The organism is Evansella sp. AB-P1 (assembly GCF_029688925.1).
Classification (GTDB): domain Bacteria; phylum Bacillota; class Bacilli; order Bacillales; family Salisediminibacteriaceae; genus Evansella.
Genome location: NZ_JARUKY010000035.1, coordinates 1 through 23,157, shown reverse-complemented (window position 1 = coordinate 23,157; position 23,157 = coordinate 1). Strand labels below are relative to the sequence as shown.

The 23,157-nt window shown below is 34.7% G+C and carries 15 protein-coding genes and 2 pseudogenes; 2 read left to right on the top strand and 15 right to left on the bottom strand.

What is annotated here, in order from left to right; translation table 11 throughout:
• The first annotated feature begins 1,162 nt into the window (after positions 1–1,162).
• Positions 1,163–1,630, top strand: coding sequence for a hypothetical protein (locus tag QA612_RS22140; protein ID WP_278286006.1), 468 nt, complete (start codon positions 1,163–1,165; stop codon positions 1,628–1,630).
• A 278-nt stretch (positions 1,631–1,908) separates the two neighbouring features.
• Here QA612_RS22140 and QA612_RS22135 read toward each other — a convergent pair whose 3' ends face one another.
• From QA612_RS22135 to QA612_RS22120, 4 genes and pseudogenes are all read right to left on the bottom strand, one after another.
• Positions 1,909–2,361 carry a DNA N-6-adenine-methyltransferase gene (locus QA612_RS22135; protein ID WP_278286005.1) on the bottom strand — a complete coding sequence of 151 codons (453 nt, stop codon included), beginning with the start codon at positions 2,359–2,361 and terminating at the stop codon, positions 1,909–1,911.
• A gap of 510 nt (positions 2,362–2,871) precedes the next feature.
• Positions 2,872–4,335: pseudogene (locus QA612_RS22130) on the bottom strand (IS1182 family transposase); the annotation flags it as partial.
• Between the two features lie 236 nt (positions 4,336–4,571).
• A pseudogene (locus tag QA612_RS22125) lies at positions 4,572–6,458 on the bottom strand (ATP-binding protein).
• 525 nt (positions 6,459–6,983) lie between these two features.
• Positions 6,984–7,973, bottom strand: a complete 990-nt coding sequence (locus QA612_RS22120) for an HNH endonuclease (protein WP_278286004.1) — start codon at positions 7,971–7,973, stop codon at positions 6,984–6,986.
• Positions 7,974–8,393: 420 nt separating this feature from the next.
• Between QA612_RS22120 and QA612_RS22115 the strand changes: the two genes are divergently transcribed.
• Entirely contained in the window at positions 8,394–8,789 is a 396-nt protein-coding gene (locus QA612_RS22115) for a (deoxy)nucleoside triphosphate pyrophosphohydrolase (RefSeq protein ID WP_278286003.1), read from the top strand.
• 82 nt (positions 8,790–8,871) lie between these two features.
• Here the strand turns inward: QA612_RS22115 and QA612_RS22110 are convergent, their stop codons facing one another.
• From QA612_RS22110 to QA612_RS22060, 11 genes are all read right to left on the bottom strand, one after another.
• Positions 8,872–12,018 (bottom strand): DEAD/DEAH box helicase, encoded by a 3,147-nt coding sequence (locus QA612_RS22110; protein ID WP_278286002.1) that lies wholly within the window; start codon positions 12,016–12,018, stop codon positions 8,872–8,874.
• A 276-nt stretch (positions 12,019–12,294) separates the two neighbouring features.
• On the bottom strand, positions 12,295–12,966 hold the full coding sequence (locus tag QA612_RS22105; protein ID WP_278286001.1) for a DUF6946 family protein: 672 nt from the start codon (positions 12,964–12,966) through the stop codon (positions 12,295–12,297).
• 21 nt (positions 12,967–12,987) lie between these two features.
• Positions 12,988–14,058: a hypothetical protein gene (locus tag QA612_RS22100; RefSeq protein ID WP_278286000.1), complete on the bottom strand. Its 1,071-nt coding sequence runs from the start codon at positions 14,056–14,058 to the stop codon at positions 12,988–12,990.
• 193 nt (positions 14,059–14,251) lie between these two features.
• A complete protein-coding gene (locus tag QA612_RS22095) occupies positions 14,252–14,926 on the bottom strand; it encodes a restriction endonuclease (protein ID WP_278285999.1) in 675 nt (224 codons plus the stop codon).
• Positions 14,927–14,949: 23 nt separating this feature from the next.
• Entirely contained in the window at positions 14,950–15,780 is an 831-nt protein-coding gene (locus QA612_RS22090) for a nuclease-related domain-containing protein (protein ID WP_278285998.1), read from the bottom strand.
• A 155-nt stretch (positions 15,781–15,935) separates the two neighbouring features.
• Positions 15,936–17,117: an McrC family protein gene (locus tag QA612_RS22085; protein ID WP_278285997.1), complete on the bottom strand. Its 1,182-nt coding sequence runs from the start codon at positions 17,115–17,117 to the stop codon at positions 15,936–15,938.
• Positions 17,114–19,573, bottom strand: coding sequence for an AAA family ATPase (locus QA612_RS22080; protein ID WP_278285996.1), 2,460 nt, complete (start codon positions 19,571–19,573; stop codon positions 17,114–17,116). Before QA612_RS22080 ends, QA612_RS22085 begins: the two co-directional genes overlap by 4 nt.
• 327 nt (positions 19,574–19,900) lie before the next feature.
• On the bottom strand, positions 19,901–20,074 hold the full coding sequence (locus QA612_RS22075) for a hypothetical protein (RefSeq protein WP_278285995.1): 174 nt from the start codon (positions 20,072–20,074) through the stop codon (positions 19,901–19,903).
• A 104-nt stretch (positions 20,075–20,178) separates the two neighbouring features.
• A complete protein-coding gene (gene phnE, locus QA612_RS22070) occupies positions 20,179–21,006 on the bottom strand; it encodes a phosphonate ABC transporter, permease protein PhnE (RefSeq protein ID WP_278285994.1) in 828 nt (275 codons plus the stop codon).
• On the bottom strand, positions 21,007–21,813 hold the full coding sequence (gene phnC / locus QA612_RS22065) for a phosphonate ABC transporter ATP-binding protein (protein ID WP_278285993.1): 807 nt from the start codon (positions 21,811–21,813) through the stop codon (positions 21,007–21,009).
• 18 nt (positions 21,814–21,831) lie between these two features.
• Positions 21,832–22,800: a PhnD/SsuA/transferrin family substrate-binding protein gene (locus tag QA612_RS22060; protein ID WP_278285992.1), complete on the bottom strand. Its 969-nt coding sequence runs from the start codon at positions 22,798–22,800 to the stop codon at positions 21,832–21,834.
• Positions 22,801–23,157: the final 357 nt, after the last annotated feature.

Here is a 23,157-nt window from a genome sequence, read left to right as displayed (position 1 = left end):
ACAAGAAAGGAGAAAGTAGAGATAAACCTTCTACTTTCTCGGTACTTACTATTAGTAGATTCCTGCAGATTTTGCTACCCTAACTGCTTCGTTACTACTTACAACAACATTTAAACCTTCAAAAGTTCTCTCGCCTGAACCATTGTTTACATGATTCTTAACCGCATCTACATTGTTGAAGTAAGCACTTAAAATTCCTCTAAGAAACACTAGCTCGTCACTACCGTATACTTAATTAAACTAAACTCGGGTAGTAGTACCTCCAGAGCCGACAGACGTGACTTTAGTTACTTCATCAAATGGAACTCCTTCAAGACCCACCAGTAAAGCGCTATTGTTAGAACTACTGTTCATAAACGTAGCGTGACTAGGTGAGGCTGACTTATCCCTTTAATGTGTCTATTATGTATTATTAGAGTCATGAGTGATTAATTAAATGAATGATATGACAGCATTAACGAATACTAGGTTTCGTGTCTTACGATACGATTCCACTCATTTATAATCATAGAAAGTCTGCGTGTAATCCATGCGGACTTTTCTTATTTTTGAGGAGGAGAAAATTGAACTATAGACCTATTAAAAGGGAAAATGATTATCTACATACATTATAAAAGGCATGGTATAATTAATGTGTGTATTTACTAGTATCTGGGGATTTTAAATAATATTGTAAATGTGAAGAGTTGATTTATTGATGAATATGAATTATAAATTAAAAAAAATGGGTACCAAAGTTAGAGAAAAAGTGCCTGACCCCCAGTATGGTAATTCATTACCGTGCGGGGCAGACACAATGGCACATAAGAAAAGACCATATCTGTTAATATGATCTTAAATAAAATGTTTGGTTACACAATCGCCCAATAAAACAGTTTTACTTCCAAAGACCATTACCTCAAAATATACCATCCATTTTCTTACTTTATTCTTATTTTATTCTTACTCAGATATTTAAGCAAATAAAACCTGGAAAAATAGAATATCAAAAGGCTACTTTGTTTAGTAACCTTATTTTAAAAAGATTTCTTTTGAAAGTCACTCATTTTGTTAATTTTATTGAATAATATAAACATATTTTGGAAAAAAATAATAACCATAACTCTCTATTAGTAAATTAAATATATAGTAAATCCAGTTATAAAATTGGAGTTTAAATAAAATGAAAAAAAATCAACGAGAAACGGTTATGGATTATATGGAAAAAAACGGTGGTTTCTCAACACTCTTAGAGCTTTATAGTATAGTTCCTACATCTAATTGGAAAACAAAGACACCAGATGCCACTATTAGAAGAATTGTCCAAGATAAAAAGTGGTTTACAAGAATTAGACCTGGTCTTTATGCATTAAATGACTATATGAATAGATTACCTAGTCATATAAAGGACTTAATGAATGATAAATTAGAACTAAGTGAAGCCAAAACAAGTCTTCACTATTTTTATCAAGGTATATTACTTCAAATTGGAAATTTTAAAGGTCTTGAAACATATATTCCTCCTCAAGATATAAATAAAAAGTTTTTAAATTCAACTTTGGATGATATTTCTTCCATTAAGAAACTACCTTCATTCTACATATCAGGATATCATAAGAAATATCAGGACAATCGATGTTATTTGGTTTAATGAAAAAGAAGAAAATAAGAGTTTTCCTACTGACGTTTTTGAAGTTGAACACAGCACTGACTTTATTAGATCACTCAACAAGTTCTATAATCTAAGGCAATTTACAGTAAAAATGATTATTGTTGCTTCAAAATCAAAACGAAATAAATTCGATGACATAATTAATCAAGATATTTATAAAGACTTAAAAGATAGAGTCGAGTTTTTAGAGTATGATAAACTTGACTTTATATATCAAAGTTTCGGAAACATTAAGAATAGCCCTATTTTCAAGAGACTCATTTACTAGTTTTAATCTCTTTAGCCCTAAATATAACGATAACTGAGGGAAAAAGTGCCTCACCTTTAGCATTTCCAAACCTCAAGCGACGTTTAATAAATCTAATATCTCTTACCTTAGATACTTTTTCACAGTACTCATGCCACCAAATAGTATCTGTTCTTGCAGGTAAAAGACAAACTACAGTACTTCCCTTTAGTGAAGATTCATATGCCTTTTTAACCCATTTTATTATTCCTCTACCATATGGAGGATTCATCCAACATACACCAGTCCATTCCTGTTCAAGTGCACTTTCTTCTTTAGTGAAATATTTTGAACATTTTGTATTTCCCTTTGTTGCACAAACGTCTATATCAAAATTAAATTCTGCGTTCAAGGAATTAAATAATGATTTAGGTGTTTCCCATTCATGTGAATTCGAATTATATAATACCTTGCTTATACTCATAGTTGTTCCCCCCATAGTTGTCTTAGTCAATAACTATGAGAGACAATTTGTCCATTATTACAACGGTGTTTTAATGCATAGAAAAATTTATATGGTAGGGAACAAAGAAGGCACCAAAATACTTTCGAATGATAGACCATTTCCAGCTTGTGGATTATTTTACTTGGATCCTAAGGTAATATTTATTAATCACTATTATTATATAATAAATTCTCAGAGGGCAAATGGCGACGGTTCGAGAATCTGAAAAAGTCCAAGATTTTAAAAGTAAAAATTGCTGAAAGAAAAACGCGGCTTTAGAATCGCTTCTAAGCCACGTTAGTGATGTACGGAGACATTTTAGTACCTGGGGCCAATGGGAACCGTCCGAAATCAGTGAAAAAGTCACTTTATTTTTCTCCTTTTTAAGCATTTTTCATGAGTTTTCAAGTAATATCTGAAAAAATGTATTTATTACCATATATATGATAGTAGAGAGGGTGCTTTGACTAGGATCCTCTCCCTTTTTTAGGATACTAGTGCTGCTATCCTCTTTAAATTAGCTGCTATTGCTGTTAATTTCGATTGTTTGGACACTCTTAATCGCCCATATCCTCTAGCTCGGTATAGGCCATTGAATCTTTTGACTTCTCCAATCTTCCCTTCGATTGAAGCTCTCTCTTTATATTTTTCCTTGAACGCTTCTGTCTTTTGATACTGAGAAATTTCGTAAAACTCCGTTGTATTTTTACCGAGCTTCAGAATTTTTCTTGCGGATTTACCAGCACATTCATCATGTAAAGGACAAGCCTTACATTGCTTGATTTCAAAGTAATATTTGTAACCTTCAGTGATTCCATTCTTACTATTTGTGGTGAAGTGTTTTTTATTTTCCGTTGTATTGCCATGTGTACACTGCCACTCATCCGCATCTTTATTGTAGGTATATTTGCTTTCATCAATTCTGTAAATCAGAGGGTTAACTGGTATATATGGTGTAATTTTCATTTCTTCTAGGGCGTCTAGAATTTGCTTTCTAAAATAGGCTTTATCTGCGAACACTTCCGTTATGTTAATACCTAACTCCTTTGTGCTCTCTAACATACTGTTTAAATGATTCCCATCCATGTAAGAGCCGTTTTCCGTTCGAACGGCAGTGATCATTCTTTCTTTTGTTGTCATGGTAATCTCTGTTTTATACCCATAGAAACTTTGTGTTTTACTTTTACGTCCAACTCTCGCATCTTCATCTATCAAGGATCGAACACCTTTTTGATTTAAAAATTTTGGATCCTCTAAGATCTCCTTTGCTTTTTGGATTGATTCCAATGTTTCACTACCTTGAGACTGACCTACGTTCTCCACCTTATCTATTATAGTTACTAGGTAGTCTTTCATCACAGCTTTTGCTTCATTATGATCTTCTATGGCTTTATATTCAGGCACCTCAGGTGTCCCTTCTAACATTTCCCCAGTTTCTTGCTCATAGTTTTTTATAATTTTTCTAGCCAGGTGTTTCATAATACGTTCAGGTACTTTCTTGATGGTGTTCGCTTCAATATGAGTGACATCTACACTTACACCAGTACTCTCAATTAGTCCATGTTCTACACATTGCCTAACAGTCTCTTCTAAAATTTCATCTAAAGTTTCTTCCCCAACACGGCGAGTCCGAAACTTTGAATACAAGCTTTTATCTGGTAATTTATCTTCTGGATTTAATCCAAGAAAATACAAAAATACTAGATTAAGATTTCCTTCAGCTTCCATTCTTTCATCAGAAAGATTATAAAGGTGTTGTAAAAAAAGAATTTTACACATCATTTCTGGCTCTTTTGCCGGACGTCCAAAGTTTTTGCAATAGGTATCCGCTAGTAATTCATTGATAAAACTAAAATCTACTACTTCTGATACCTTTTTTAACATATGATTTTCAGGTATTTTATTGTATAATTCAGAGTGAAAGCTTATTTGCTTTGGCTCTTGTCGAAGCATGAGTAAAACCCCCTAATGGTAAGGTATTTGGTCGTACTTATTATACCATTTAGGGGGTTTTTATTATTTAACAATTCATATTATTTTGATGAATTTAGTATGAAACTATCAAATTGTTCATATTTAGATTAAAAATTACCCTTTTACTCAATTTCAGGGGACTTTTTCACCGGTTCCGAACCGTCCCCGTTCGCCCCAAAAAGAAGTTCAACTATGTGTATATTGGATGTTTTAGACTATTGATTATTCACTTGTAGTTCCTTATTTATTGCAGTTCTAGCTGTTGAATAGTAAATATCCCTAATTGTTTTAAACCAACTTTCCATTTCTTCGTAAACACCATGTTCTTTTAATGCTTGGGCAGTAATTTTCTTTGTTAATTTAGAGTTTAATACCCCTTTAATTGCAACCTCCCTTTGTTTAACGTCTCTAATGTGCTGCATAGCAATACCTTTTAAATAGCTAGGTAAGTCAAAACTTCCCCAGTTTGTCTGGTGTTCCGATAGTTTACAGTTGAATTCTTCTTCTATAATATCAATTGGTATATAGTTTTCCATCTCTCTTAACTTGGTAACTGTTCCTATTCGCCTACGATCCATATTGGTATTCATTTCATTTACTAGATCTTTATACTTTTTAATGTCACCGTCATACAAGTGAAATTCCTTAATATTGGAATATCTGAAATGATTAATATTTATCCAATCAATCAACCGACTTCCACCAAGATTATAAATACTAATATCACACTCTTCAATATCTATTATATCCTTGAACTCTGGCACAAATTTATTTATATTTTTTAAAAAGTTTACATCCTGGGGACCTTCAACACAAATCACTAAACTTGAATGAATAGTTGGAAGGATCCCTAATGTTTGAACTACTTCTCTAATCTTCACCTTTTCATCTGTTACTATTTTGGGACAACCTCTCTCATCTTTTGTAATCATAATCAGGGAATCTCCGTCTACCATTTGAGCTATTTCAGGTGTGTGAGTAGTGATAAAAACCTGACTATTTTCTTGGTTTGCAATAGTAGATAAAGAGCTAATTATCATTCTTTGAAAGTCAGGGTGTTGAGACGTCTCTGGTTCTTCAATTGCATAAATTATATTTTTGTGCTGCCTATCGTTAATACTTTTTTCAGCTTCAGCTCTAAAATAACTCAAAAGAATTAGTCTTCTTACTCCACTTCCTCTTTTATTAAGAGGAATTTCATTATCTGTATCTAAATTAAATTTAAACACTGAATCCCAATTCTTCAGTTCTGGCATAGTTTTTAATTGATTGGCTATTTCTCCATTAAATTCTTTTAGCTTTTCAATCGTTTTCAATCCAACCTCTTCTACCCTTTTTACAACTTTATCCCTAATATCATCTAATTCAGGTTGAAGTTCTGCAAGAACTTCCTTAGTAATTGCTTTCATGGGATCCTGAACTTCTTTATCATTATCAGTATTAGCTCGATCAGATTGAAACAGATTAAAAAGCGGTAGATTCTCTTTTAGCTTAATCCAATTTTTCATGCTTTCATCTTGTATATCCTTAATATCAATTAATACTTCTTCAAAGGTAGTAGATTCTTCTAAGAGATGGTTAAAAATAGCCTTTCTCATATCAGCCTTTTTAGTTTTGTTAATACTATCATATTCCTCTATATGATCCTTTTATTGAGACAATAATTTCTTTAAATCACTCTGACTGTTGGTGATTAAAGGCCTATTAAATATAATTGGATGATAAGTATTAAGGTGTACTGTTATATTACTTTGTGTGATAGTACTACCACTAGCTTTAATTATTTTTTTAACCTCGAGTAATCCTTCCTCATTAAGCAAGTGTTCTTCCAATAAAGAGGTTGGATTAGACGCATCCAATATTACTAACTCATCTTCTTCAATTTCAAATAACACACTTATCTCGATTACCTTATCAGTAGCATACTTATGACAATCATTTGTTTCAGGTTTTTCATCATTAAAAAATATATTTAGAGCATCTAAAATCGTACTTTTTCCTACATCGTTTCTACCAATAATCACATTTAAATTCTTATTAAACTTTACTTCAAGACTTTCATAACCTCGGAAATTTTTCAAGCTCATTCTAACTAATTTCATTTGACCTCTCCTCTCAAATAAATGGAATTTTATAATATTTCTACATTAATTTGTAATAACCTGCTGGTTCTTGTAACAAAATAACGAAAGAACTGTCATATCTAGAGATAACATCACACAATGTTGTGATCAATTTGTTATTTATTAACAATAAGTTATTGAGATGGAACCATTAGTAATATTTAGTTGTAGCCAAATCCTTGTGTAAAATTTGTGTAAAACGAATTCAAATCCTAACCTTTTCTATCCCATTCTCAGAAAAACAAAAAAACTCACAAACGTTGATGTATCAACATTTCTGAGTTTATAACCTGTTTTAAACTTAACCTAACTTTATTTAATGGTACCGGTGGTCGGGGTCGAACCGACACTCTATGTAAACTGCGTATTTGAGTCCGCAATTACAAGTATATTAAAAGACCCAAATAGATGAAAAATTTATTTCTTAAAGAAGGTCTACAAATCATAGAAAATATCAAAGTAGCTAAATAAAATATCAATTCCCCATTATCAATATGTCACCATTTAAGAAGGAGTCCAAATCGTATCATACCCATTTTTCATCGAGTAATCATAAAGCATGATTATCTTTTTGTCTTTATAATTTGTCATCATATTAAAAACTTTTGGATCTTCTTTTTTCTCGACTAGCTTTTTATTTCTGTCGATAATAAATTCAAGGTAATTTCTATCCGGGAGTTTGTCACTCTTAGAACTGTTGCACCTATTACAGGACAAAACTAAGTTCCATATGTGATCCGATTGTACAAAGGACCAAGGGATAAAATGATCAACGTGCGTTTCCTTATTCCCTTGTGATAATGTTTTGCTGCAGTAGAAACAGCTTTTTTCAAAATATTGGAGGAGAAGTCGTTCAAAAGGGCGTAATGACGATCGCTTAGCGATGCTCTCTACTTTTCCAAGCAAATAATTAATGCTTGGCACTTCATTCAATGCCTCTATCATTGAAGCCATATGGTAATTAGTTAGATTCACAATTAATCTTTGATAATTAAGCATGAAATGATAGACAGCAGGATTTAACTTAAAATACTCCCGTTTGTGATCAAAGGCATAGAAATTCCCTCGTGTATCCCCGTATAGCGCTCCGTAGACATTGATTTTCATCGTACTTTTTACTTTTTTTACTAGCTTCAACTGGACGGTTTCATCAATCTTGTCAAAGCTGAAGTCTGGAGGGATATTATGTTTACTTTGTTCCTCTTTTATAATCGTAACAACTCTCGCACTTTTCCCAGTATTTTGGTTAACCAAATCATGATTCACAATTAAGTTCCAATATATTTTAGTGAAAGAATATGCTAGTTGATCATACGACAGTTCGAATTGATCGTTGACCTGATATAAATTTTCGATTAATGCTTTTATTAAAGCATATTTATATGTAGACGATTTAACAGATTTACTGGATAACACAACCGTAAATATCCTCCAAATTTCCTCATCGATTAAATAGGTCTCTCGTAGTTCCCCTACTTTAAGCTTATGACTCATGTATGTACTCACCTCCAAAGAAACTTCTGTGATCAGCTAACTTTTACTTACCTTCCACATCATACAGGAATATTCTTTCCTGAAATCCTATCGCCCTGTTGTAGCAATTACTAAACTATTTAAATGATGCATTACACCGATTCCTTTACACTGTATATATTTAACAGTTTACCATAGTCTCACACCTTCAAAAAGCATATTCATTAATGATATAGGTTGTAATAGAAGCATACTTCGTTAAGTTACTAAGGTATTCAAATAAATGACAAACCCTACTAAGTATATCCTTTCTTCGTTTCTCCTTAATCTCTCTTATGTCACTCTTCGATTACGGTATGATTTTTCATACTTGAAAAAACTTTGGAATCTTTATAAACTACAAAGAAATATAAACATGTTTTTTCTTAAAAGGAGCTAATAATGAAAAGAGTAAAAGTTGTCGGTGCTGTTATTGAAAATGAAAGAAAGGAAATACTTGCTGCACTTCGTTCTCCTAGGATGACTTTACCAAACCTTTGGGAGTTTCCAGGGGGAAAAGTTGAGGATGGAGAGTCATCTGAAGAAGCTTTAATACGCGAAATTAAAGAAGAACTTGGTTGTACCATTGAAGTGTTTGAACTGATCGAAGATGTTGTACATGAATATCCTAAGGTATTCGTGAATTTACTTACATTTAAAGCTAGAATTGTAGATGGTAAACCCACCGCAAAGGAGCACTCAAAGCTTGAATGGACTAGCTTTGAAGCACTCCAAGATCTTGAATGGGCTCCTGCTGATATTCCTACCATTGATCATCTTTTAAACCAACAAAAGTGATAAAACATTTCATTCAAAGTTTTCGATCCTTGTAGTTAATGGTTAAATTTATCCATAGAGATTATATAAATCCTTACTTCGATCACATAACTTTAACGGCCTTCTGTACCATCTGTGGTGGCATTTCCACATTCAGTCTCCACACGAAGCTCATCGGCTTGCTTCCATAATGCCTTAAGTATTCAGCTGTTCCTAAGAAGACAAATGGAGAAGTATAGCCGTTTTCTGTTTTGTATTCTCTTACAAATAACGCAATTTGATGTCCATTCTTTTTATGGTTAATGTAACGTTCGGCTGTTTTACTTCCTGGTGATACGCGACTTTGTGTTTGCCAATGAAATAGCTTTTCACTCATTGCATAATCATCATAAAGAGTGGATGGAGAGAAGTCTTTTTCCGATTTATTTAAGGTGATAAAGAAGATATCTAGGTTCTTATCTTCAAAGTATTTCACACCTTCGCGAAAGGCTGGGCTCTTTTCCTCATTATAATAGCCAAGGGCTGCTAGTATTTGTGTTGTTGAGTAATTACAATGAACCTTCAATGGAGACCGAAATGAAAAATCGTTTTCCAACTCAACAAAATGAATCGTTGTGTACAAATGTTCTAGAATCTCTTTTATTTCCTCGCGAATTTCAGGACTTGAAAAAATATTATGGATTCCCTCTTCCATTGATGAAAGTCCCTCTTTAGGAGGTGAAGCTTGATAAAATGAATAGTAAAACATCGTTAGCATCAGTTGTTCATTCTCATTTATAGGCTGTTCTCCATTTATATACCGTAATAGAAAGGCAATTTGTGAACTCGAATTCATATGAAATAAGTTTGGTAGACGTTTAGTTAGTATTTTTTCATTGGAACAATAAAAGTCCTCTTTTAAACCAGCCTCTACCTTCATCCGTTGAAAGGATCGATCTCCACTTTTCCCATAAAAGTCATATAGGGTCATATGATAATGCTTAAGGAAGTTTATGAGTGTTAACTCCAGTCCCGTATCCTCCTCGAAGTATTTCATTTTTACCACGAGATTTTTGCGAGTATTTGCTCCCTCTTTAATATTTCGTAATATATACTCCTTTGCCTGCTTTTCTAGCTGGATAAAGCATCCTTTTGGAAGATTAAAGAAGCCATTTTCCACATAATGCCTTACCGAATGCTTTGTCCTACCAATAACAGCACGGAACTTTTCTTCAAAAGTATAATTTTTATGCGCTTGACCTACGAAGTCAAGAACTGTCAAACATTCTTTTCCTTCAGCTAAACGTAGCCCCCTACCTAATTGCTGTAAAAATACCGTTAAGCTTTCTGTAGGACGTAAAAACAAGATGGTATTTACCTCCGGAATATCAATACCCTCATTATATAAATCTACAACAAATATAAATTTAATATCGCCATTTACTAATTGTCTCTGGGCATTCTCTCTTGTTTTCCGATCAATCCCACCATAAAGTGCTATGGATGGAATGTTGGCATTGGTGAAGAAGTTAGCCATGTACTTAGCATGTTCAATACTCACACAGAAGCCAAGGCCCTTTACTTCATCCATATCGGTGATGTATTTGTCTAAGCTATTAACAACTTGGTTACTACGTATTTTGTTGGAAGTATACACATTCTCTAGCTCTCGAATGTCGTATCCCTTTCTACTCCATTTTAACTTAGATAAGTCTACCGTGTCCGTTACACAAAAGTATTGAAAGGGGGATAGGAGTTTTCGATCGATGGCATCCGTTAATCTCATTTCAGCAGCAATCGTATCATCAAAGTATTCTAAAACATCTTTTCCATCCATTCTTTCTGGAGTAGCTGTTAACCCTAGTAAAACCTTTGGTGTATAATGTTTCAAAAGCTTCTGGTAAGAATCAGCTGCTGCATGATGGAATTCATCCACAATAATAAAGTCATAAAAATCAGATGAGGTTTTATCGTAAAGCTTTGTACTGTTAAAGCTCTGGATACTGACAAATAGATGGTCTAACGACTGAGGAATATTTCCTCCAACTAAAAAGTCACCAAAATTATAATCTCTTAAAATCACGCGAAAGGTATCGAGACTTTGTTTGAGTATTTCTTCACGATGTGCCACAAATAATAACCTTGGTGTTGTTTTATTTAGCTGTTTGAAACGTTTGTAGTCAAAGGCTGAAATAACTGTTTTCCCAACACCTGTCGCAGCTACAAGTAGGTTTTTGTAGCGTCCAAATACCTTCCGTTCCGCTTCCAAGCTTTCTAATATCTCTTTTTGATAATGATACGGATGGATATCAAATAACATTGTAGGTCCAGATTGCTCTTCGTTTTTTGACTTATTTAACGCTTGTTTTAGTCTATGTACATCTTCCTCTTTTTCGTTATTAAATGAAAGGAACTCTCCATCATTCCAATAGCTTTCAAAGGTGGCGTCAAATTTTTTTACAATATCGAAAGAATCCTTTTCTGTAACCTTTAAATTCCACTCTAAACCTGAAGTGAGGGCAGGATTTGATAGATTTGAGGAACCTATGTATGCTGTTGTAAAACCAGTCTCCCGTTTAAACATATATGCCTTTGCATGGAGACGTGTTCGTTCTACATCATATGAGATTTTGACCTCCGTATTCTTTAGCTTGCTTAATTCTACAATTGCCTTGTAATCAGAGGCTTCCATATAAGAAGTGGTGATTACACGGAGTTGTCCTGCTTTCGTTTCGGTAAACTCCCTTAAGTCCTCTATAATACATCGTAAGCCACTCCACTTAATAAAGGAAACAAGCATATCTATTTGGTCTGAGGTTTGAATCTCCTTCTTCATCTCACCGAGCATATTTGGTTCATGATGTGACCCAGTAAATAAAGAGCTCTGTGATATTGGCGTTACTGGTCTTGTAATGTCCTGCTTCTTAAGACTTCGAGCATGGTTAAGCTTCGAATAGATAGACGTGAGGACTTCCCCTTCCTCAGCAATGTGAAGCTGTTCAAATTCATCGTCATTTAAACGATGGCTGAGTAGGTTAATAATTTCGTTACACGTTTGGATCTGCCTTAAGAGTGCCTCCACATCATCAGATTCATCATCACGAACATAATTTAAAGCTTTCCTCGTTACACTTGATATGTATGATGCTAATAGCTTACGTGCTTCTTCAACATCTAATTTTTCCGTTCTAATATCATAATTATCTAAGTCTATAAGATCCTGCTTTAGTTTGGTGGTAATGATTTCTTCGTAAATACCTTCAGGGAGCATGGTGGTCACCTCGGTTCATAATTGGGATTTAAAATATGATTCATTACATTTAAATTTATTACTATGTAAAAGATCGGTTCGGTATAAACTTTTCTTGTAAATAATTACAGTTAGTATTATTTTTCGACATATATTTGGATATTCCTCTAAAAATAAAACCAAGTACTTCGAATCATGTACTTGGTTTGTAAGGAGTAATATGAGATCTACTATATCATCAAATTTAATGAATGCGTTTTCAAGTCAGGGTGCTTACATTACTCAGATGAGTAGTCATCACACGTTTTCGGTCACCCAACCAAAGTAAAGATTCTTCCCATCAACTTGTACTGGTCCGACAATGTTATTTTTCCCTGGTGATAACTGAAAAAGATTTACAAAATCTTCATAGTCCTCATACCATTGAATTGTTTCACTAAATGAATGAACGAGCATGATTGCATGATTTGCTCCTACATTCTCTGCCTCGATTAATGCAGAAGCCGTTCTATGTAGCAGTTGATACCTTATATTCATCGCGTCTGTTTTATCTAAATTGAGTAGATCTAATAAATAGTCTAGTCTCGTTATTTGCCCATCACTTGGTTCATTACCAATCCAATTTTTTAATGTGTCTCCAAATGGTTCCGATGCTTTTCCTTCTATCATTATAGTAATGAGTTCGCCATTGCCTTTGGCTAAAACATAGAGGTCATTTTGGGAAGATGCTCCTCTTCCCTTTAGGGAGACTTTGTACTCTGGGAAACCATAAAGAAATTCAATTCGGTTAAATATATCAATATTACTATTTCGAAAAGCTTGCTTAACTGTTGTGGGGAAATCATTGGATCCTTCCCAACTTTTAGCTAGTTCAAATGCTGAATACTTCTCTTTCCATTGCTTTTCTGGATCTGCCAGCAAGCACCTCCATGAATCTACACCTTTCGTTGGTACAAAGTACTTTCCCATCTAAATCTCCTCCATCTATAATTATTTTTTTAAAGCATCCAACCATCTCTCAAAACGATTTCGATTTCTATCGTACCAATCATTACATAGTAAGTACTTCTCATTTTGAATGATTAGTGCATCTTTCCAATAACGATTGTAGCCCCTGATCAATCTTTGATCTGCCAATGGTGTACCATGTTTCACTTTTTTTAGAACAGGATAGTTCACATCAAAAGTAGTCTTACAGTACTTAGCATCCATAAGCCAATTCAACATATCACTTGTAATCAAGTCTTGATTTCTTAAATCCGTAAACGACTTTCTTACTAATTGACCTATTTTCATTTCGTTCCTTTGCATAGTTCTTGTAGTTGAGGCCTCATTATCCGTTTTTCTTGTATTAACCGGCTCTGACTTTAACTTTCCCATTCCTGATCTAAGAACTGTTCCTTTATGACGATCATCATCAATAAACAAATTATTTAATTGTATACTCCTCATATATAATTCTGAGGTATCTGTAACAAGTTTCGATACATTATAAACAGGAATGAAGACTTCGTTTTTAAAACTACTATTGGCAAATAGTTTAAAAGAAAACCCCAGGTTTAAATCATTAGATAGTATATTTAATTCATCAACTGCTTCTTTTAGAGGAGCATATACAGCTTGATTTATCTTTGGAGATGCGAATATAATTTCTCCTTTTCTAGTATTGTAATAGCCAATAATAATCATAGCTGTTCTCACAAGTTTTTTTACAATCCTTTCTACAGTAGCCTGTGTACCACCATAATTTAATCCGTTTTCATGAAAAGCAATATCAATTCCGTAGATTTCGGCAACTAATCCATTTTGAATCTCTACCCCTAATACATCGATCTCACCTTGTTGTAATAATTGACTATAGGATTGGTTATTTTTAAAAATGGTATATCTATATTTATTCTCAAAGTGATTACTCACTTTATTCATTAACACTTTTAAATCTTCTTTATTGTGTAGTTCCCAAGCTGCGGTTGATGGTTTCCAGTTTAATTGAACAGATTGACATTTCTTTATATGTCGTAACCAAGAAAACATTATTGATTCTCCCATTTCAATTTTCATAAACATCCCCTTCCTCATCAAAATTCTAATATATTTTAAACCACAAACCGGCTCTTCTCTTCCACTAATTTCTATATTTTGTTATTCGACAAAACGATGTATATTCCTTCAAGAAAACCAACTATATTGTTGTAAGAAAAGAACCTCTCTCACCTTATAAGAGAAAGGAGGTTTCTCTTTTTATTTACCTACACTAACTAATCTTCATTCCTTGAGTGTCTTTCCACCTTACAATATTGTTCTTAACCCAATTTATATTGTGGCAGTGTATGTTAAAGGTATCTGCTTCCCTCAGTGCTGGATTCGTGAAGGTAGATGTGGTGATGAACATGCTCAACATACATTTATGATTCTTTTTTGCAGTATGTAATTCTCGAATTTCTTTTACAGTGATTTGATTTCCTGAATGGATATAATGTTTTATTTGAACCGCTTCGTGCGCTTGATCTTTTGGGTTGTAAATGATCAAGTCTACTCCCCCATCTGCACCTTCAGATGTTTCTTTTGGTTTGTAGCCTTTTGCTTTAAAGTATAGGAAACAAAGCCTTTCAAATTCGCGCCATGATAAATTTTCTAAAGTATCTTCCATTATATCTTTATCAGATCTTAGTCTATTAGGACTTGGCTTCATTGTAGTTGTTTTAGTCGCAGTATTAGTTTTATTACGCTGACTTTTCCCTTGTTGTTTCTTTTTCTTTGTTGGTAACATTGCAGTTAGGATTGTTCTAATTATAAAGGTTGCAAATATGATACCGAAAAATACAATATAGTTTGAGCTATTAAACACTAGCCAATATAAAGATAAGCTCGCGATTAAAAAAATTCCGGAAATTACTGTTGCAATATTATCTCTTTCTTTTTTAGTCATCGTTTCATCCTCATTTCTCACAATTAAGTTGTTTTTTGATGCTCAAAACAATATATTTTTCCGTTAAATCGTTTTGTATTTGCTAGACAATAATTTTTAACTTTGTCTGAAACCGTTTTACCACATGTGCTACATGTTGAACTAGATGTCTTTGCTGTCGTGTCGGTCTTGATTTTTTCCGTATGTAATTTTCTAATCTTTGGGTCTATGATGTTTGCTTCCTTGAATGTCTCGTACATTTGTTTAATCATGGCTTCATCTATTGTAGGTTGGTTTTGTGCCTTTAACCGTAACATTTTACGGGTAATAAACTCCGATAGTTCTGTATCATACACGATCAATTGATCAGACCCTATTTTTCGCAGTTCTGGATCGATGTTGAATCTGCAACGCATAGTAAAGGAAATCATCGATATGTAAGGTATCTTGGGAGCTGGTTCGGCCAATTGCTCCAGTGCTTTTTGGTGTCCATAGTTTTGATAAAGTGGGTTATACATCTTAAATTTCTTATTAACGTACCAGTGACGACTATCTTTTGTACCTTTAATTTCCCCTTGATAGTTTTTCGTTTCGATGACAAAAATGCAATAAGGACTAATGACAACATGATCTACTTGTGAATATCCTGTCTTTGATTTTGGATTTTCAATTAGGAGGTCACTTAAATAGCGACAATCCTTAGGTAGCTGATCTAGCTGAATCTCTATCTTGTATTCTCCTAGTTCTCCTTTTCGAAGAGACTTTGTATGTGTTTTTTTCTTTGCTACTGTTGACCCACTGGATTTCTTTTTTGCATTGACTTTTACTGGCTCTTCCTTTGATGTAAATAATTTTTTCAACTTTTGTAAAATCATCACCACTCCCCTATCTATTTACTAGTTTTATCATACTAGTATAATCTTACCATTGGAGAGGATGTAGAAAAGTACTATTTTCACGTAAATGGACGGTTCTACTGAATCATTCGTTTAGCAAAACGAATGATTCGATAGAACCGTCCCGGTGATTATTAGTTTATTCGAATGACTTCCATTATTTCTTGTCTACATTTCTCCAGGTCATTACTAATATCAATTACACAGCTTTTCACTTTAATATCACCAATATATTCATTAATTGGCACCGTCTCCTTTGAAGGATAAATCAAGATAGCCTCGTTGCAATCTTTTGCTAGTGCATAAGTAACCACTTGAGAAACGTCACTTGCAGAGGGCTTCTCATGTGTTTTGTATTTTGTGTCTAGTACATATTTCACTTCTCTTGTTTGGCTATCTAGGATAACTAAGTCGATAAAAAATTGTATTTCTTTGTGTTTTCCGATGGTGATATGTTCTTGTGCGTTTAGTTGTAATGGAAACGGTAGATGATTGGCCAATAGCTTTGCAACGAAACGTTCAAACAGTGCAGCCATATCAATAAGGAATGGTACAGATTTCGTTTCACCAATTTGGTGTGTCGGCCCAATATTCTGCAAAAAGAGTAAACACAACAAGTGCATCGGTTTATAATCCAAATTCAATCGATTATAAAGCCTATTTAAACACAACTGATACGTTACCTTCTGGAGATTCACAAAAGGTTGCAGCCCTCTATAAGCACGCCTGACTAATGGCAAATTTCTTTCTTGAATAAAGCCACTTTGTAGGATTTTATATAGTGTCCAATATAGGATATGGTTGTCCTCTATATCTGCTTGATGCTCCTCGAATTCACAAGTTAGCTTAGGGTTCCAAGGTTGCCTCATTGCTTGCTGCACATCCATACGTCCACGCAGATAAGGTAACTCTTCCCTTTGCTCCTGATATTCTCTGTAAATACCGTTTTTTGTTCGCTTAAGAACTTGTCTCGCTAGTTTTAAAGCTAGAAGTTCGTATACTTCTTGTAATGTTTCGCATTCTACATGCTCCTCTAGAAAAAGCACGTCATTTAACTCATAGGAATAACTAAGCATCATATAAACATTGTGGATAGGTACTTTAGGCTTTAGGTATAATCCCTTTTTTTCATTTAGCGGTAAATATCCGACTACCCCCATAGACCTTAAAATCCAGCAATAATTAGATTTTGGAGACGGGAACTCTACCGTAATTTTTCCATCATATGAATGAAGAAGACGGAGTGCATCTTCTACAGCAAGTTTTTCTTGTTCAAGGTAAACTGGTTCATACTCTCTTAATTCAATCCAATTCATTGCTGCGTCAGCCCAATCCGTAGGTTTACATTCTCCCATTTAAATGGAGTTACTTTATCGGGTTGGTCAAAGAAATACTCCTCTAAATACGGTTCAATTTCCATCCTCCATATATCCTCGAGTTCATTCTTTATATCGTCCACTAAAAAGAATGAAATTCCAAGTGCATAGTTGCGATCTGCAATTTCGTGATTAATGTCCTTTAAAACAGAGATGAGATTGCTTACATCTTTACCTTGCTCACCTTGGTATTTAACTAACACATCGTAGTTTGGTGGCAAGTCTAAGAAAGCAAAACGTCTGCGGAATGCATGGTCCATTAGAGCAATGGAACGATCTGCTGTATTCATCGTTCCAATAATCCTTACATTATTAGGAATTCTAAAACGAGTTTCTCCACCTGCAAGAGGGATTTCTTGGTCACGGTATTCTAATAAGTACATGAGCTCGCCGAATACTCTTGATAGATTTGCACGGTTAATTTCATCAATAATGAGTACACACATGCCGTCTTTCGTCCTCGCTTTATGGCAGAAATCCATAAACCTTCCTGGTTCCATCACATAAGATAATGTCTCATTTTCCTCTACTTTAGGTCTTATCCCTTGAATAAAATCTTCATAGGAATACGATGGATGGAATTGTACTAACTCCACAAACCCATCACTTCCACTCACTAAGTACTTTGCCACTTCTTGTCCCACAAAAGTTTTCCCTGTTCCAGGTGGTCCGTAAATAATAGCCTGCTTTTTCCTTTCGATAGAACGTAGCCAACGGCTCATTTGTACTTCCTCAATCCCTGTTTTTTCACAAAGTTCCGCGAGTGTCATTTTCTCACTTATTTTTGTCGGTCGATCAGTAACTTTATCTTCTTTTTCCATAGCCATTTGGTAAATCACTTCGAACTCATCAACGGTAGCAGAAAAATTAGTTCCTTGATTACCAGCTTTCAACTTTTGGAGCTGCGGATGTTCCTTTATTTCTTCATTTGATATGGGGTCATCTACAAGCACCATATCTATATCAATTTCACAACCGTACTCGATATCAACATCCATGTCAGCTCGTTGATAGGGCTCCGATTTCACTGTGGCCAAGCCATATACTCCAGCTTCCGAACCTGTTACCCATATAATAGCCTTGTCTCCCGGTTTTATCTTTGTCTTATGTGCCGAAACACTCCAAGTTTTTTCTCCCGCTTCTTTAAGATACGTTGATACGTCAAAAACGTTAGGATTACCTTGGAAAATCCAGTAATTAATATCTGAAGCAAGACTTTCTTTATTAATTCCTTGGTGAAGTAACTGTGTTTTTTTCTCTTGATTAAAAACTGCCTCAGCAAGCTGTGCAACATGATGGGAACGAAACCTTGTTTTCTGATGCGTTGCAAATCTTTCTCTAACAATTTCCAATGCATGGCTAACATGCTGCATGACATTCTCGTCTAACTCATACAAAGACATACTGTAACAGTTTACCTTTGTTTCATTTGTCCCTTGTGAAAACTGAAATACATCCACCACAGGTAAGTCACTAGCCTCTTCCTCAATTAATGGGATTCTAACCTTCCCACCTGGGTAAAAACCAACGATTAACCAATCGCAAAAGTTATAGTGAAGCACTGTTTGATTTTTGTTTCTTTTCGTTATTGTTAGTGCTACTCTCTCATCATTTTCACTTGTAACTTCTAATGAATCACAAACAAACTTCATTAATTCGAAGGAAAAATCAGCTTCATCTTGATGAAGAAAAATTTCATTTAAAGTAGGACCTAGCTTTTCATTCGCTTGTTCTTGTAGATCATTTAGACGGTAAATCAAGTAATCTAATTCCACAAAATCCCGTACATCTAAATTACCTAGTATCTGTCTCATTTCAGACTGATATGAACTAATATCATCACCAATCCCTAGTAACTTAGCAGACTGCTTGGCACTCTCATTGTAAATCGCAAATTCTTTAGGGTGAAATACCATTACTAGACCCGTAGCAATGTTTACACCAAATCCTTTAATTTCTTGAATCTGTTCAGCCTTTTCCTCAGGTGTTTTAGCTTTGTCATTTAATATGTATAAGGCTTTTCGGATGAGATCTGTCTTCTCTTCATCACTGATATTTAGGCTCGCACCAAAAATTCTGGCTCCAGTTCCCCAAATGGAATTACCTTTATATACTAGTCTCTTCTCTCTTAATTGTGTTTCCACTTCTAGCTTGTGTTCAAGTAGTGATTCTTCGTGAAATATACCAATCTTTTTATTATCAATAAAAGCATGTCCAATCGTCCATACTTCTTCATTAAACATTTCAAGTGTGACCATCTCTGGATCAGCTAGCAGTTCCCTAAGCTGATTAGCACGATAGTTCCTTACACGAACCTGTAATTGGTACACTTCACTTTCTTTAAATTGCAATAATTTATTTTTTAACCAATCGATTCTACTAGCAAGTCTTTTCATTAAATACCCCTCCAACGACTAACAATTACAGATTACTGTATATTATTAACAGTTTATCATATGAAATTTACTGTAGTCGAAGCACAGGGACGGTTCTCATGATTCCAATTTGTAGTAATTATCAAAAGGAAACAGACGAACCGTTCCCTTGCTTCTCAAAAAATTTTATAATCACACTATCTAATGTACAAGTGAACGCATGTGCTTAATATTCTCCAAGTTGTCCTCCAATTGCAGGGGACAGGGTAATCCTTTTTAAATTTGAAAGAGTGCCAGGCACTTGTTGAATATATCAAGTAACTGGCACTCTAATATTAGTTCGATTCATTAATAACTATATCCCTTACGTCTTTCTTTTTTACCCAAGGCAGTTTGCAAACGACGATTCGTTTCATCAAAGCGCTTTGCTTTTGCCTCAATAAACTTTTTATCTGTATATTCAGATCCGGAGGCAACATGAATAATCTTATCATTTTCAAAACGTGTTATTTTTGTGCTCATTGTTTAACCCCTCCTAGTAACTGTATAGCAAAATCTCTGAATAATACAGGTTCTGTCTCAATTATATCACGTATAATATCGTCTTCTATTCCGATCCCCTCTTTTTATATCACTTTTTTTCGTATTTGCGATGATATTTGCTCAACCACAAGTACAACCACAAGAATAAGAATAATAATCATTAATGCTTCATCAAATCTTCTTAATGACATAGCTGTACTTAATTCTACCCCGATTCCACCAGCTCCAACTAATCCTAAAATAACAGCAGATCGAATGGCTTTTTCCACAGCAAACAAGCTTGTACCAACGAAAGAAGGAAACCCGATTGGGATAATAGATCCTGAAATGATACCGAACCTCGATGCACCTGTTGATTCAAGTGCTTGTGCTGGTCCTTTGTCTATTTCTTCAATTCTCTCGGAGAAGAAACGAGCACAGAACCCAATCGTATCTACAATAATAGTTAAAATTCCTGCCAATGGACCTAATCCAACGGATATAACAAATATTAGTGCCCAAATTAAATCTGGAATGGTTCGCATCATAGATACGATAGATCTAGTTGCATGCTTAATCGCAGGATGCGGCGTTGTATTGGAGGATGCCAGTAATGCAATGGGCAAACTTAACAACACTCCAAAGAATGTACCTACTAATGCCATTTCAAATGTCAAAATAATCGATCGAAAAATAAAGTCAATGCGGGATGTATCAGGAGGAAAGGCATTCCCTACGAAATTCCCCATATTTATCATGCCACCGAATAATCGATCTACCGACACATTTGCATTATGTAGTCCGGAGATCATAAATGAAATAAACACAATACTTAAAATCCACGTTACTAATGAAGGCCTTTTCCAACGTGAAGGCATATCCTTGTCCCATGAAGATGCTTTCCTTTCCTTCACTGCCAGTTCACTGTTCATCTATAATACACCTACTTTTTTAACATCCACTTTAATCGACTCTTCATCGCCTTCTTCGTTCACTTCTTTCTCGTATAGCTCTTTAATGAATTTATCATTTAGTGCATGTATCGTACTATCAAGAACTACATTCCCACTCTTTAATGCCACAATGCGGTTACCATATTCTTTTGCAATGTCCATTTGGTGTAAAATACAAACTACCGTTAAACCACGTTCCCGAACAATTTCCCATAATAAATCCATCACTTCTCGACCTGCTTTTGGGTCAAGACTTGCAATAGGCTCGTCTGCTAACACAATTTCTGGATCTTGCATAAGCATTCTTGCAATGGCTACTCGTTGCTGCTGTCCACCAGATAATTGGTCAGCACGACGCTTCGCTAGATGAGTTAACCCCACTCTACTTAAGCATTCCATTGCTTTCATTCTTAGCTCCTTTGATGCAAAAGGGGAATATGTTTGAAAAGTAAATTTCGTTTGACCTAAAGCCCCAAATAATACATTTTGAAATACACTAAGATTGTTTATTAAATTAAAATGTTGAAACACCATTCCAATTTTTTTTCGAATAGGTCGTAGCTTTCTTTTCTTTAATCCTGTAATCGTTATCCCATCGATTCTTATCTCACCTGATGTAGGCTGCTCAAAGCTTGTAATGCTTCGAAATAATGTAGACTTACCGGAGCCATTGTGCCCCAAGAGCACAACAGCTTCCCCTTTTTCCACAGAAAAACTTACATTATTCAACGCCTTCGTACCGTCGGGATAGACCTTTGAGATAGTATCTATTTCTACAGCTTTCACGCTACCCCTCCTCGTTTTTTACTCTAAATCGATTCCTAACGTACTGTATGTTTCACGCATTAAATCATAGTCAGCGTCACTGATATCTACTATTCTCGCATTAATATATTTGTTGTTATCTTCATGATCTAAGATGGCATTTAAGATTTCTTCTTGGTGCTCTAGTAATACTCGTTTGAACTCAGCTTTGAAACTTTCTGGTAAGTTTGGACCTGCTATGAAAGGATCTTGTGGTAGTGGCGGGCCTTCGTGTAATAATCTCCAAACACCTTCTCCATCTTCTTCAACCATTTTGTTAAAAACTCGAATGCCATCTCCAACTGTGTCTACTTCACCAGATTTTAATGCTTCAACAGAGGCACCACCTAGCATAAGAATATTCACATCTCGATCTAAATCAAACCCTGCATCAATCAGTATGGAGCTTGGACCAATATGACCTGAAGTAGATCCAACTTCTTTCATTGCTATTTTGTGTCCCTTTAAATCTTCTAAAGTTTGGAACTCACTATCTTCCGCTACGATGAAAACGGTGTGGTACTCATCACGTTCCACTGCTGCTAAAGGCTCTGCACCAGGAACAGCTGATTTCGTCAATACATATTCCGATGGACCAGATAGAATCATATCTACTTGGTCGTATTCCATAGCAGTAGAGGAAATTGTTCGATCTGATAATGCAAAAAACTCAAAATCCACGCCCATTAAATCTTCAATTAACTCTTGGAATACATCATAACGACGTTGTAATTCTTCCATTCCATCGATTCCTGTAACCGCAAAACGAATAGATTCTGGCCAAGCTGAACGATCTACTTCATCAGAATTATTATTGTTTTCTTCATTATTATTTTCGTTATCGTTGTTATCTTCCGTTGCTGGAGACGTACTAGCTTCTGCATCCCCTGAAGAATCATTGTTCCCACAAGCAATAATCATAGAAAAACATAGTAGTGCTAAAATCAATAACTGAACTTTCTTCAACATATTTTTTCCCCCTAGATTGTTTTGTAATTATTTTGTATGTTGCTTCTTTTTCAGTATATTGGACAGATACTAACCGTCCATTAACCCGGTGTAAACATTAGTAAATGTTTTGTTAAGGAATCATGAAGAAGATTGCTGGTATTTCAGAAGGAAAACGGGGTCGGTTCCTTTTTGAACGATTCTCCTTAGGAAAAAAGTGCCTCCAATGCACTAACGCTTTACACAAACGTGGACAGGCACATTAATCAACATCTTGTTACCAAATGTTACTTCTACAAAATTATAAAAATAATTTACAAATTAATTATAATATATGGCAATTTTTAGTAATAAACATGATATAGTTTATTTGAACCT